The following is a 12,328-nucleotide window of genomic DNA, read 5'->3' on the forward strand; positions in this document are numbered from 1 at the left end:
AAGAGGGCTCACGGGGAAAGAAAGAGAAAAAGGGCCGACGCGCGCTCGGACAGGCGTCAGCGACAGAGAACGTCGGCTACGCAGTGCCCGGTCACGCCGAGAAGCGCCAGCTCAAGGGCGGCGATCTCGGAAGGTGCGGGGCTGCGCGACATGCCGAGAAATATGAACGACCGCCTCGACCGCTGTCAAAGCGGAACGAGACGGCCGTCTCACCATATGGACATCGCCGGGTCAACCGGTGGGGTGCACCCAGGCGTTGGGCTTGCACTTGATGCCTTCGAGCTCAAGGGTCTTGGTCTGCTGCTGCATGACCGGAGCGAGGGCGCCGGGGGTGCGGCAGCTCACATGGTTGTGGCCCAGGCGGTGGCCGACCTCGTGATTGATGAGCATCTGACGGTAGGGCAGCAGCTGCTCCGGGCCGAAGGTGGCGGCGCCCTGCGCCCAGCGATAGGCGTTGATCATGACGCGGTCGGTCGCGGCGGAATCGCAGGAGACGTTGTCGATCGTGGTGTCCAGACCCGATTTGGCACACCAGTCGCCGGTGGTCCCGGGACTGGCGAGCGTGATCACGAAATCCGGAGTGCCCGACGAGATCCGCTCGAAGGTCATCGCACCGTTGTGCGCCCAACTCCGGTCGTCGTTGAGCGTCTTCTGCACGGCCTCGGCGAACAGACCGGCGTCGAGCCCCAGACCCTTCTCCACATCGATCCGGTAGCGGTGCTTCTGCCCCTTTCCGGGGGCCTTCGCCAGACCGGGCACCGCCTCGAACGTCCCGCTCGCCTTCAGGTCCGCGGCGAGCGGATACGGCTCCGCCATCTTGTCCGCGTACGAGAGGGGCTTGACCTCGGGCTTGGCCGAGGGCTGCTTCGGGGTCGGGCGGGCATCGGAGCGGGAGGCCTCCTCGCCCAGGCCCTGCCGCTCCACATCGGCGGCGCGCGCGGCGGCCGCACGGTCGCCGGAGTCCTCGGCCACCTGTCCGGCCACCACGACCGCGAGCACGGTGGTCACCGCGGCGGCGGCGATCCCGGTGAACGCCCGCCCCCGGGAGCCCCGGGGCGCGGAACGTTCGGCCGGCTCCCCGGCCTCGGCGTCGTCCGTGCCGTCCGGGGGCCCGTCCGAGGCCACGGCGGGGGCGGCTCCCGGGGCCTCGGCGTCGAAGGCGTCCACGAACTCCCGGCGTGGGCCGGGCACCGGGGTACCGGCGGGCGCCGGCTGCGCCACCCGGCCGTCCGCGGCGCGCTGGGCCGCACGCTGGGCGGACACCTGGCGGGCCACGGCCTGCTGCCGGGCCGCGGCGTCCTGGGGCCCGGCGGGACCCCCGGCGTACGGCCGGGGGTCGGCGGGGCGGTTCGGGGCGGGGTACGGGTGGGGCGGGTAGGAGGCGCCGTGCGGTGCGGGGGCGCCGTGGCTCTGGCGGGGCGTCGGTCCGGTCCCCCAGCCGCCGCCCTGCTCGTGCTGCTCGGGGTGGCCGCCGCGCACCTGCGGGGCGTCGGGGGAGAACGGGCCCCGCCCGTCACCGGTGGGCGCGGGAGCGGTCCGCCTGCGCCGGCCGCCGCCGGACGCGGGCCTCGTCGCGGCGCGCTCGCCGCCCGGTTCCGTCGCCGCCGCGTCCGGGCGGATCGCCCCGGAGCCCTTTCGACTGTGTCGTCCCACGCCCCGGATCAGCTCCCGCCGCAATCGTCCAGCAGTTCCCGGAACGCCTGGGCGACCGCCTCCGGGTACTCCATCATCGCCACGTGCCCGGCGTCGGGCAGCGTCAGCAGCCGGGCGTCGCGGAAGGCCGCGGACGCCCTGCGCGCCATCCGGTACGAGACGAGCTGGTCCCGTCCGCCGTACACGAGCTGGGTCGGTGCGAGCACCCGCTCGGCCTGGCGCCACAGTCCGTGCTGTCCGCCCAGGGTGTAGGCATCCACGATGCCCCGGGCCGAGCGCGTCATCGCGTCCCAGAAGTACGGCAGCTCCAGTCGTCTCTCCATCTCGGCCACCGCGTTGCGGAAGGCTTCCTCGGAGACACGCGCCGGATCGCCGTAACAGAGTGCCATGACTCCGCGCGTCCGCTGCTCCGCCGTCCAGCCCTTCGTGAGCCGGGCGAACAGGGAAGCGACGCCCGGCACCGCCAGGAGACCGGTCGGGACGGCGGGGCGCTGCACCCGCCACTCGGGCAGGGCGGGCGAGATCAGGGTGAGGGTGCGCACCAGGTCGGGGCGGACGGCGGCGACCCGGGTGGCGACCGCGCCGCCGAGCGAATTGCCGAACAGATGCACCGGGCCCCGCTCCTCGGCGTCCAGCAGCCGGATCACCGCACGGGCGTGTCCGGTCACCGAGTAATTCCCGTCGTCCGGCGGCGGCGAGTCCCCGAATCCGGGCAGGTCGACCGCCTCGCCGTCGACCACGTCGGACAGCAGCGGCATCAGCGCGGACCAGTTCTGCGACGAACCGCCGAGCCCGTGCACGTACAGCGCGGGGGGCAGTCCGGTCCGGTCGCCCGGCCGGCAGCGGACGTTCAGACCGATCCCCGGCAAGGACACGGAGCGCAGCCGTTCGCCGTCGGCGATCCGGACGGCACTGACCGTGGGGGCCACCGCGGCGGCGGCGGCCTGGACACCCGGCAGCTCGGTCGAAGACATGCGGCAATGTTACGAGACGATCACGCCCTGGTTCATGTGTTCGCCGTCACAGGTCGCATCGCGGGGTGGACGGGTAACTCCTACGCTTCAGGGGAGGGAAGGGAGCTGCCATGACGGTCGACCCGAGCGACCCGGACACCTTCGAGGACACCGAGCCGGAAGGACCGGGGCCCGAGGCCCCCGAGGCGGACGCCGCTGAGCAGCGGACGGATGTCCGGCCCGAGGACGACGAACGGGCGGAGAGCGTCGACCCGGCCACCGCCAACGAGGCCGATGTGGCGGAACAGCGCAGGGTGATTCCCCTCGACGAGGACGATTACCGGTAGAACGCCCCGGTTTGCTCGCGACCACGGAGAACTGTGGCTTCCGCAGCCGTCCGGTCCGTGAAATTCTGCGTCCGCGCCGCGCATACCCGGGTTACCCAAAAGTACGATGGCTGTACGGCGCAGCGTGTACGGACCGGCTGTGCTGGAACACATATTTGGGAGGCGGCGTGACAGCCATCGAGCAGACAGAGGCGGCGCGCCCGCGGGGCACACGCCTGCCCCGCCGCGCCCGACGCAATCAGCTGCTGGGCGCCGCACAGGAGGTCTTCGTCGCGCAGGGCTACCACTCCGCGGCGATGGACGACATCGCCGAGCGGGCCGGAGTCAGCAAGCCGGTGCTCTACCAGCACTTCCCCGGAAAGCTGGAGCTCTACCTGGCCCTGCTGGACCAGCACTGCGAGTCACTGCTCCAGGCCGTGCGCACGGCGCTGGCCTCGACGACGGACAACAAGCTGCGCGTCGAGGCGACGATGGACGCCTACTTCGCGTACGTGGAGGACGAGGGCGGCGCCTTCCGGCTGGTCTTCGAGTCCGACCTGACCAACGAGCCCGCCGTGCGGGAGCGGGTCGACCGGGTGTCCCTCCAGTGCGCCGAGGCCATCTCCGACGTGATCGCCGGGGACACGGGCCTGTCCAAGGACGAGTCCATGCTGCTGGCGGTGGGTCTCGGCGGCGTCTCCCAGGTGGTGGCGCGCTACTGGCTCTCCAGCCGGTCCGCCATCCCCCGCGACACGGCCGTGCAGCTCCTCACCTCGCTGGCCTGGCGGGGCATCGCGGGCTTCCCGCTGCACGGCATCGAGCAGCACTGAGCCGTCCGGCACCGCCCGGGTGACGCCGTGTTCGCTGCGGGCGTTGCCGGTCGGTCCCTGACCGGCCCTTCCGCCGGGCTAGTGTGGCTGCGTACGGCGCGGTTCGCCGCGCAGGGACTGACCGTCGGAGGGACATAGCCGTGGAGGTCAAGATCGGGGTGCAGCACACGCCCCGCGAGATCGTTCTGGAGAGCGGGCTTTCCGCCGAGGACGTCGAGACCGCGGTCGCCGCGGCACTGGGCGGCAAGGCGGAGCTGCTCAGCCTCACGGACGAGAAGGGCCGCAAGGTTCTGGTGCCGGCCGACCGCATCGCGTATGTGGAGATCGGTGAGCCGACCACCCGGCGGGTGGGGTTCGGGGCGCTGTAGTCCACCGGACGCGTTTGATCGCAGGAGCGGCCCGGCGGGGATTCCCCCGCCGGGCCGCTCCTGCGTCGTGCGGGGCCGCTCCCCGTGAGTGAACGGGCGGCGGGTCTCGTACGGGTCGGAAGTGAACGGGCGGCGGGTCTCGTACGGGTCGGAACGGGCCGCTGGAGGGTTGCCCCTCGCGACCCGGGGGTAGTACCGCCTACGACCGATTTGCCCGCCCCGCACACCCCCGCGAGGTGATCCTCTGTGATCTGGGAATCCTTCGGCGCCGCCCTGCTCGGACTCGCCCTGTCCTGGACGGCGATCCGCTCACTGGCCGACCGGCTACCGTCCGACCGTGCGGTATATCTCACCGGCACGCTGGGCGCGCTGTTCGGCGCGTATCTCACGCATGCCGCGCTGGGCCCCGGACATGCCCTGGCGACGCTGATCGGAGCCGTGTCCGTCGGGGCGGTGACGCTGTCCCTGCTGATCCGTCCACGCGGCCGCCGTCTCGCCCGGTCGGCGGCCGCCCAGTAGCCCGGCTCCGCGCGTTACGCGGCGAGGCCGAGCGCGGCCATGCGCTTGGTGTGGGCCTCGGTGATCCGGGAGAACATCCGGCCCACCTCGGCCAGGTCGAAGCCGTCCGCGACGCCGCCCACCAGCATCGTCGAGAGCGCGTCGCGGTCGGCGACCACCCGCTGGGCCTGCGACAGCGCCTCGCCCATCAGCCGGCGGGCCCACAGCGCGAGCCGTCCGCCGACCCGCGGGTCGGCCTCGATGGCGGCGCGCACCTTCTCCACGGCGAAGTTCCCGTGGCCCGTGTCGTCGAGCACGGCCAGGACCAGGGACCGGGTGTCGGTGTCCAGCCGGGCCGCGACCTCGCGGTAGAAGTCGCTGGCGATCGAGTCGCCGACGTACGCCTTGACCAGGCCCTCCAGCCAGTCCGACGGCGCCGTCTGGCGGTGGAAGTCGTCGAGCGCCTTGGCGAACGGCTCCATCGCGGCGGTCGGGTCCTCGTCCACCGCGGCGAGCCGCCGGTTCAGCTGCTCGAAGTGGTGGAACTCCGCGGCGGCCATCTTCGCCAGCTCCGCCTTGTCCCCGAGGGTCGGCGCGAGCTTCGCGTCCTCGGCCAGCCGCTCGAAGGCCGCCAGCTCTCCGTAGGCGAGGGCGCCGAGCAGGTCCACGACCGCGGCGCGGTACTGCGGGTCGGCGGCCGCGGTGGCCCAGTCCTGGGCGGCGATCCCGGTGGCTCCGGAAGCTTCGGCGGGGGTCTCTGTGGCGTGGTCAGGCGTCTCCATGAACCGAACGATAGCCCTCTCCGTGAAGGGCGGAAGGGCCTGGTCAGCCGTCGGACTCATACCGTTCCGATGAATTCGTCCAACACACATGCGCGAATCCGGGGTACAGTGGTAATGCGCCTACTGAGCACTGTGCTGTGCCAGGGGCGCGCCCTTTGAATGAGGATGCCCGGTCGGTGGCCCGATCGGCTCCGAACCGACAGCCCTCCACGCGGTGCGTACGACACGTACGACTGCAGATGAGGGGCCCCCTCAGCGGCACGAGCGCTCGAGCGACGGCAGTGGTCCCGCGCCACCCGGCCCATCCACGGCCGGATGACCAACCCCGGCACGGTACGACCCCCAGCGTTCGCCTCGGACCGCGTCTCACAGAAGAGGCAGCACCCTGACTACGTTCCGCGACCTCGGCATTCTTTCCGAGACGGCCGAAGCCCTCGAGGCAGTCGGCATCACGTCCCCCTTCCCCATCCAGGAGCTGACGCTCCCCGTAGCCCTCTCCGGCTCCGACGTCATCGGCCAGGCCAAGACCGGCACCGGCAAGACGCTCGGCTTCGGTCTCCCGCTCCTGGAGCGCGTGACCGTCCCCGCCGACGTCGAGGCGGGCCGCGCCACGCCCGAGCAGCTGACCGACGCGCCGCAGGCGCTCGTCGTCGTCCCCACCCGGGAGCTGTGCCAGCAGGTCACCAACGACCTGCTCACGGCCGGCAAGGTCCGTAACGTCCGCGTTCTCGCGATCTACGGCGGCCGGGCGTACGAGCCCCAGGTCGAGGCCCTCAAGAAGGGCGTCGACGTGATCGTCGGCACCCCGGGCCGGCTTCTCGACCTCGCGGGCCAGCGCAAGCTCGACCTGTCCCACATCCGCGGGCTCGTCCTCGACGAGGCCGACGAGATGCTGGACCTGGGCTTCCTGCCCGACGTCGAGCGCATCATCACGATGCTGCCGCCCAAGCGCCAGACGATGCTGTTCTCGGCCACCATGCCCGGCGCCGTCATCAGCCTCGCGCGCCGCTACATGTCGCAGCCGACGCACATCAACGCCACGTCGCCCGACGACGAGGGCACGACCGTGAAGAACACGGTCCAGCACGTCTACCGCGCCCACAACATGGACAAGCCGGAGATGCTCTCCCGCATCCTCCAGGCCGACGGCCGCGGGCTCGCGATGATCTTCTGCCGTACGAAGCGGACGGCCGCCGACATCGCCGAGCAGCTGGAGAAGCGCGGCTTCGCCTCCGGCGCGGTCCACGGCGACCTCGGCCAGGGCGCCCGCGAGCAGGCGCTGCGCGCCTTCCGCAACGGCAAGGTCGACGTCCTGGTCTGCACCGACGTCGCCGCCCGCGGTATCGATGTCGAGGGTGTGACCCACGTCGTCAACTACCAGTCGCCGGAGGACGAGAAGACCTACCTCCACCGCATCGGCCGCACCGGCCGCGCGGGCGCCAAGGGCATCGCGATCACGCTGGTCGACTGGGACGACATCCCGCGCTGGCAGCTGATCAACAAGGCCCTGGACCTGAAGTTCCCGGACCCGCCCGAGACGTACTCCACCTCGCCGCACCTCTTCGAGGAGCTCGGCATCCCGGCGGGCACCAAGGGTGTTCTGCCGCGCGCCGAGCGGACCCGTGCCGGTCTGCGCGCGGAGGAGGTCGAGGACCTCGGCGAGACCGGCGGCCGCGGCCGCAAGGCCGCCGCTCCGGCCCCCGCCCGTGAGGAGCGCGAGCCGCGCACCCGCACGCCGCGCCAGCGTCGCCGCACCCGTGGCGGTACCGGTTCGGAGGAGGGCGCCGCGTCGGTGCCCGCCCCCGCGAAGGAGGCCACCCCGGTCGCACCGGCCGGTGACGAGGCCCCCGACGCGCCGCGTACGCCGCGCCGTCGCCGCCGTACCCGCGTCAGCGCCCCCGAGGCCGTCACCGAGGCGGCCGTGGCGGTCGCCGAGGCCCCGGCGGTTCCCGCCCCGGTGGTCGAGGCCGCGCCCGTGGCCAAGGCCGCACCGGTGATCGAGGCCGCACCCGTGGCCGAGGCCGCACCCGTGGCCGAGCCGGTCGCGGAGGCCGCACCAGAGACCAAGCCGCGCCGCCGTCGCAGCCGCGCCGCCGCGAAGCCGGTGACCGAGGAGACGCGTTCGCCCGTCGCCGCGGCTCCGGCCGCCGCGGCTCCGGCCGCCCCGGCCCCGGCCGAGTTCCAGACCGTGGCGGTCGCCGCGGGCGTCGCGGAACCGGTCGCCGAGCCGAAGGCCGTCAAGCCGCGCCGCCGCACCCGGATCGTGAAGCCGGCCGACGAGGTCGACTTCCAGATCGCCCCGGCCGCCGAGCCGGAGCCCGAGGCCAAGACGCGCCGTCGTCCGGCCCGTGCCACGACGAAGGCGAAGACGGAGCCGAAGGCCACGTCGGCCGAGCCGAAGGCGCGCGCCACCAGGGCGACGAAGTCCCGGTCGAAGGCGGAGACCGCGGCGAGCCCCGAGAAGGCCACGGAGAAGGCCGCCGCTCCGGCGGTCGCCGCCGAGAAGGCCGTCGTCGAGGCCGCCGCCGTCGAGGCGGACGCCAAGCCGCGCCGCCGCCGCGCCACGCGCAGCGTCACCTCGACCGCGAGCCAGGAGGCCGCCGTGGTCTCCGAGGCCGAGGCCGTGGTGAGCGAGGCCGCCGCCGAGTCGAAGCCGCGCCGTCGGCGGGCCACCCGCCCGGCGGGCAAGGCGTCGGCGACGACGACCGAGAGCTGACGCTTCGGCTGCACCGCACCACGAACGGCCCCGGCCCCGGCCCCCGCACCCGCGGGGGCCGGGGCCGTTTCGCTGCCCGCTGCCGGGAAGCCGGCCGGTGCCCGGAGAGTTGCCCCGAGAGCTGCCCGGTGACGTCGGGAGACGGGCGTCGGGGATAGCCTCGCCGTATGAGCCGCCCGCCCACCTTCGCCCCGCCGCCCTGCGCCCGTGCCCGTGTCCTCGGCACCGAGCGCGGCGACTTCGCCGTCCTGGACGCCGCACCGCGTACCCCGGCGCGGGCCACCGCCCTGCTGCTGCCCGGATACACCGGCAGCAAGGAGGACTTCATCGCCCTGCTGGAACCGCTGTGCGCGGCCGGCTACCGGGTGGTCGCCGTGGACGGCCGAGGGCAGTTCGAGTCCAGCGGTGCGGACCGCCAGGAAGGTTACGCCCAGGGCGAGTTGGCCCGTGACGTGCTGGCCCAGGCGGCGGCCCTGGACGTCGGCGCGGGAGCGCTGCACCTGCTCGGGCACTCGCTCGGCGGGCAGCTCGCCCGCGCCGCCGTCCTGCTGGACGCCACCCCGTTCCGCTCGCTGACGCTGATGTCCTCGGGGCCCGCCGAGGTGGTCGCGGCCCAGCGGGACAAGGTGAAGATGCTGAGCGACGCGCTGGCCGTGCTGTCCATGGGCGAGGTGTGGCAGGCCATGCAGGCGCTGGATCCCCCGCAGGACGCGGACACCGGCGACGGTGCGGACATGCGCCGGCGCTGGCTCGCCCACGACCCGGCCCAGTTGATCGCCACCGGGGCCCAGCTCGCCGCCGAACCGGACCGGGTGGACGAGCTGGCCGCCGTCGGGCTGCCCGCCCACGTCCTGTCCGGGGAGCGCGACGACGTCTGGCCGGTGGAGCTGTTCGACTCCATGGCGCGGCGGCTCGGCGCTCGCCGCACCACGATCGCCGGCGCCGAGCACTCCCCCAACACCGCCCGCCCGCAGGCGACCGCGGAGGCACTGGCCACGTTCTGGGACGGCCTGCCGGCCGCCTGACGCACCGGCAGCGCCGCCCTTGCGTCAGTACTGCGACTGCAGGTGCTGCCAGAAGCCGTCGCGGAGCGCCCGTCGCAGGTGCGCGTGGCCGCGCAGCGAGTGCTGGAGCAGGCGTTCGGCCTCCACCAGGAGGTCCTGGTCGACGGAGCCCGGCAGATAGGGGTGGCCGGGCAGCAGGTCGGCCAGGGACTCCCGGCCCCGGGCCGCGAGCCAGGCCGCCGCGATCTGCGCGCCGACGAAGCGGACGTCCTCCCGGGAGGGGGCCGGGGTGTCGTCCTCGTACGTGGTGACGGGCCGCCGGGTGACGTAGGGGCGGCAGAAGTCGAGGTCGAAGGTGCGCTGGCTGTCGACCTCCCACAACAGCGGTTCGGCCTGGTTGCGCCCTTCGCCGGCCTCGATGCCCCAGAGGTGCACGCGGGCCCCGTAGCCCTGGGCCGCCTCGACCGCCGAGACCAGGTCCTCGTCGCCGCCGACGAGCGCCGCGTCGCTGATGGCACGGTGCCGGGCGAGGGATTCGAGGTCGGTGCGGATGAGCGAGTCGACGCCCTTCTGCTGGTTGTTGGCGTTGAGGTTGCCGAGCCGCACCTTGACGTCGGGGAGTTCGGCGATGGCCTGCTGCTCGGTGGTGTGGATGCGGCGGCGGGCCCCGTCGTACCAGTAGACGCGCAGCAGCCTGCTGTCGGCGAAGATCGTGCGGGCCTTGTCGATGAAGGCCTCGATCAGCCCTTCGGCGTCGAGGTCGAAGGAGCGCCGGTCCTCGGTGCCGGTGACGAGCAGGCCGGCCGCGGCGTAGACATAGCCGGCGTCCACGAAGATGGCGTGCGTCGACGGGGTCTTGGAGACCTCGATGAGCATGCGCTGGAGCAGCTCGTTGGCGCGGTCCAGACGGGCGCCGATATCGGCTCCGCCGATGGACTGCGAGTCCGCCTCGTTCATGCGAACCTCAGGGTCTGTGGTGGTCTGACTACCGACGGGTACTTAGACATCCAAAAAATTTCCTTAGCGTAGGGAATGTTTGCAGGGGGCAAGCCGTTGTACCCCACGTGGAACGCGAGGGAAGCCTCGCGTTCCCCGTCTTGCCGGTGGGACGCCCCACCGGCGCCAGTAGTTCTCCAGCAGGAGGATCAGACGAAGGGAAGCCCTATGCGCTTCGAGATCATGCGACTCGACGACGTCGACGGTACCGCCGTGGACAGCACCGTCGTGGACGCCGCCTCCGTCAACCGGATCGTGCAGCAGGCCGCAGCGATGGGCCAGCGCATCTACATCCGGCCGGCCGACAGCTCGGCTTCGTAACGCTTCATGGGTCATCACGCCTGATTACGCATTGCGCCGCTAAAGACGAAGCGCCCCCGCACGGAACGTCCGTGCGGGGGCGCTGTGGTGCGCGGGGGGCTCAGGCGTTCTGGATGACCTGGGTGACGCCGTTGATGATCTGCTGGACGGCGATGGCGGAGAGCATCATGCCGGCGAGCCGGGTCACCAGGACCACGCCGCCGTCCTTGATCACGCGGATGATGACCAGCGAGTAGCGCATGGTCAGCCAGAGCACCACGTGCATGGCGACGATCGCGGACCACACCGAGAGCTGGCCCCCCACGCCGTCGGCGTGCTGCACGGCGAGGATGACCGAGACGATGGCGCCGGGCCCGGCCAGCAGCGGCATGCCCAGCGGGACGAGCGCGACGTTGACGTCCTTGGTCTGCGTCGGCTCGTCCGTCTTGCCGGTCAGCAGGTCGAGTGCGATGAGCAGCAGCAGGAGTCCGCCCGCGATCATCAGCGCGGGCACGGAGACATGCAGATAGTCGAGGATCTGCTGACCGAGCAGCCCGAAGACGGCGATCACGCCGAACGCGACCGTGACCGCCTGGAGCGCCATCTTGCGCTGCACCTTGGCGGGGCGGCCCGCGGTGAGGGCGAGGAAGATCGGCGTGATCCCGGGCGGGTCCATGATCACGAACAGGGTGAGGAAGAGGGATCCGAAGACAGCGACGTCGAACACAGTGAGCCTTGCGAGAGAAGAGCGGGCGGTACGGAGGGGGCGCGGGTCCGGGCAGCGGCACGTCGCGGTGCGTCGGGCACGGCGGGGGCACGCAGGGGGTGCGCGAGGAGGAAGACGGGGTGGGGCGGGGAAGGAGTGGCGCTAGCCGCGGCCGACTCCACCGGCGCCCGGCACCGGGAAGGCTCCCGTGGCGCGCCGGGTGATCTCGCCGTAGATCTCGGGGTCGGTGGTGCACGCACCGAGCTCGACGGACTTCCGGCTGCCGTGGTAGTCGCTGGAGCCGGTGGTGAGCAGCCCCAGCTCGCGGGCGAGGCCGCGCAGCCGGGCCCGGGTGGGCTCGTCGTGATCCATGTGGTCGACCTCGACGCCGTCCAGGCCCGCGGCGGCGAGCGCGGCGATCGTGGACTCGGGGACCACCTCGCCGCGTTTCACGGCGGCCGGGTGGGCGAAGACGGTGACCCCGCCCGCGGCCTTCACCAGACGGACGGCCTCGAAGGGGTCGAACTCGTGCTTCTCGGCGTACGCCCGGCCGCCGTTGCCCAGCCAGTCGGGCGTGAAGGCGTCGGAGACGCTGGGCACGACGCCGAGTTCGACGAGGGCGGCGGCGACGTGCGGGCGGCCGACCGAGCCGTCCCCGGCGATGCGGGCGACCTGCTCCCAGGTGATGGGGACGTCGAGGGCGCGCAGCTTGCGGACCATCTCCTGGGCGCGCGGCACCCGGTCGTCGCGGACGAGTTCCCGTGCGCGCTCCAGCTCGGCGTCGGCGGGGTCGAAGAGGTACGCCAGCAGATGCATGCCCACGCCGTCGACGCGGCAGGAGAGTTCGGCGCCGGTGACGAGGGTGAGCCCCTCGGGCAGCGCGTCGATGGCTTGCCGGTGGCCGCCCACGGTGTCGTGGTCGGTGAGCGCGACGACGTCCAGGCCCGCGGCGGCGGCGTTCGCGACCAGTTCGGCGGGGGTGTCCGTGCCGTCCGAAGCGGTGGAGTGGGTGTGCAGGTCGATACGCACGACGGCTGACTCCGGGGCTCGCGGGCGGACGGGGGACCGCTCAAGGATAACCGCCGCGCGTCGGCCGTCCGGCCGCGCTCAGGAGGGCGGGAGCCGGGCCCGAGCCCGCCGGCTCGCGGCCGACCCCTGCCGCTCGCACGATGGCTCCGTACAGCTCCCTGCCCCTC

14 protein-coding genes are annotated in these 12,328 nt (G+C 72.8%); 7 read left to right on the forward strand and 7 right to left on the reverse strand.

All coding sequences use genetic code 11. The features are described from left to right. Positions 1-56: 56 nt before the first annotated feature. The 3 genes from ACH4UK_RS09905 to ACH4UK_RS09915 form a co-directional block, all read right to left on the reverse strand. On the reverse strand, positions 57-152 hold the full coding sequence (locus ACH4UK_RS09905; protein ID WP_316943073.1) for an Ms4533A family Cys-rich leader peptide: 96 nt from the start codon (positions 150-152) through the stop codon (positions 57-59). Between the two features lie 79 nt (positions 153-231). Further along, a complete protein-coding gene (locus tag ACH4UK_RS09910) occupies positions 232-1,653 on the reverse strand; it encodes a DUF3152 domain-containing protein (RefSeq protein WP_398355514.1) in 1,422 nt (473 codons plus the stop codon). A gap of 8 nt (positions 1,654-1,661) precedes the next feature. Next, positions 1,662-2,627 carry an alpha/beta fold hydrolase gene (locus ACH4UK_RS09915; RefSeq protein WP_398355515.1) on the reverse strand — a complete coding sequence of 322 codons (966 nt, stop codon included), beginning with the start codon at positions 2,625-2,627 and terminating at the stop codon, positions 1,662-1,664. A 110-nt stretch (positions 2,628-2,737) separates the two neighbouring features. On the opposite strand from ACH4UK_RS09915, the gene ACH4UK_RS09920 reads away from it, so the two are divergent. The 4 genes from ACH4UK_RS09920 (at position 2,738) to ACH4UK_RS09935 (ending at position 4,649) form a co-directional block, all read left to right on the forward strand. Next, positions 2,738-2,953 (forward strand): hypothetical protein, encoded by a 216-nt coding sequence (locus tag ACH4UK_RS09920; protein ID WP_398355516.1) that lies wholly within the window; start codon positions 2,738-2,740, stop codon positions 2,951-2,953. 167 nt (positions 2,954-3,120) lie between these two features. Then, the gene (locus ACH4UK_RS09925) at positions 3,121-3,762 is read left to right on the forward strand and encodes a TetR/AcrR family transcriptional regulator (RefSeq protein ID WP_398355517.1); all 642 of its coding nucleotides are present in this window, start codon (positions 3,121-3,123) and stop codon (positions 3,760-3,762) included. Between the two features lie 140 nt (positions 3,763-3,902). Next, positions 3,903-4,130 carry a DUF3107 domain-containing protein gene (locus ACH4UK_RS09930; RefSeq protein ID WP_398355518.1) on the forward strand — a complete coding sequence of 76 codons (228 nt, stop codon included), beginning with the start codon at positions 3,903-3,905 and terminating at the stop codon, positions 4,128-4,130. A gap of 246 nt (positions 4,131-4,376) precedes the next feature. Beyond that, positions 4,377-4,649: a hypothetical protein gene (locus tag ACH4UK_RS09935; RefSeq protein WP_398355519.1), complete on the forward strand. Its 273-nt coding sequence runs from the start codon at positions 4,377-4,379 to the stop codon at positions 4,647-4,649. 14 nt (positions 4,650-4,663) lie between these two features. Here ACH4UK_RS09935 and ACH4UK_RS09940 read toward each other — a convergent pair whose 3' ends face one another. Further along, positions 4,664-5,410 (reverse strand): ferritin-like fold-containing protein, encoded by a 747-nt coding sequence (locus ACH4UK_RS09940; RefSeq protein WP_398355520.1) that lies wholly within the window; start codon positions 5,408-5,410, stop codon positions 4,664-4,666. A gap of 475 nt (positions 5,411-5,885) precedes the next feature. On the opposite strand from ACH4UK_RS09940, the gene ACH4UK_RS09945 reads away from it, so the two are divergent. Then, the gene (locus ACH4UK_RS09945; protein WP_398355718.1) at positions 5,886-8,126 is read left to right on the forward strand and encodes a DEAD/DEAH box helicase; all 2,241 of its coding nucleotides are present in this window, start codon (positions 5,886-5,888) and stop codon (positions 8,124-8,126) included. A 167-nt stretch (positions 8,127-8,293) separates the two neighbouring features. Further along, positions 8,294-9,151 carry an alpha/beta fold hydrolase gene (locus tag ACH4UK_RS09950; RefSeq protein WP_398355521.1) on the forward strand — a complete coding sequence of 286 codons (858 nt, stop codon included), beginning with the start codon at positions 8,294-8,296 and terminating at the stop codon, positions 9,149-9,151. Between the two features lie 24 nt (positions 9,152-9,175). Here ACH4UK_RS09950 and ACH4UK_RS09955 read toward each other — a convergent pair whose 3' ends face one another. Then, positions 9,176-10,087: an NYN domain-containing protein gene (locus ACH4UK_RS09955; protein WP_398355522.1), complete on the reverse strand. Its 912-nt coding sequence runs from the start codon at positions 10,085-10,087 to the stop codon at positions 9,176-9,178. A gap of 207 nt (positions 10,088-10,294) precedes the next feature. Between ACH4UK_RS09955 and ACH4UK_RS09960 the strand changes: the two genes are divergently transcribed. Continuing rightward, complete coding sequence (locus tag ACH4UK_RS09960) at positions 10,295-10,447, forward strand: hypothetical protein (RefSeq protein WP_007446805.1); 153 nt, start codon at positions 10,295-10,297, stop codon at positions 10,445-10,447. Positions 10,448-10,547: 100 nt separating this feature from the next. Here the strand turns inward: ACH4UK_RS09960 and ACH4UK_RS09965 are convergent, their stop codons facing one another. Further along, the gene (locus tag ACH4UK_RS09965) at positions 10,548-11,153 is read right to left on the reverse strand and encodes a MarC family protein (protein ID WP_030087329.1); all 606 of its coding nucleotides are present in this window, start codon (positions 11,151-11,153) and stop codon (positions 10,548-10,550) included. A gap of 141 nt (positions 11,154-11,294) precedes the next feature. Then, on the reverse strand, positions 11,295-12,161 hold the full coding sequence (locus tag ACH4UK_RS09970; RefSeq protein ID WP_398355523.1) for a PHP domain-containing protein: 867 nt from the start codon (positions 12,159-12,161) through the stop codon (positions 11,295-11,297). Positions 12,162-12,328: the final 167 nt, after the last annotated feature.

Origin of the sequence: Streptomyces sp. NPDC020884 (assembly GCF_044333935.1) — a bacterium.
Lineage (GTDB): Bacteria > Actinomycetota > Actinomycetes > Streptomycetales > Streptomycetaceae > Streptomyces.

Bases quoted from the DNA above. Each gene is read 5' to 3' on its own strand.
- ACH4UK_RS09960 (WP_007446805.1), top strand. From the start codon at position 10,295: ATGCGCTTCGAGATCATGCGACTCGACGACGTCGACGGTACCGCCGTG.
- ACH4UK_RS09905 (WP_316943073.1), bottom strand. From the start codon at position 152: ATGTCGCGCAGCCCCGCACCTTCCGAGATCGCCGCCCTTGAGCTGGCG.
- ACH4UK_RS09955 (WP_398355522.1), bottom strand. From the start codon at position 10,087: ATGAACGAGGCGGACTCGCAGTCCATCGGCGGAGCCGATATCGGCGCC.
- ACH4UK_RS09915 (WP_398355515.1), bottom strand. From the start codon at position 2,627: ATGTCTTCGACCGAGCTGCCGGGTGTCCAGGCCGCCGCCGCCGCGGTG.
- ACH4UK_RS09920 (WP_398355516.1), top strand. From the start codon at position 2,738: ATGACGGTCGACCCGAGCGACCCGGACACCTTCGAGGACACCGAGCCG.
- ACH4UK_RS09950 (WP_398355521.1), top strand. From the start codon at position 8,294: ATGAGCCGCCCGCCCACCTTCGCCCCGCCGCCCTGCGCCCGTGCCCGT.
- ACH4UK_RS09940 (WP_398355520.1), bottom strand. From the start codon at position 5,410: ATGGAGACGCCTGACCACGCCACAGAGACCCCCGCCGAAGCTTCCGGA.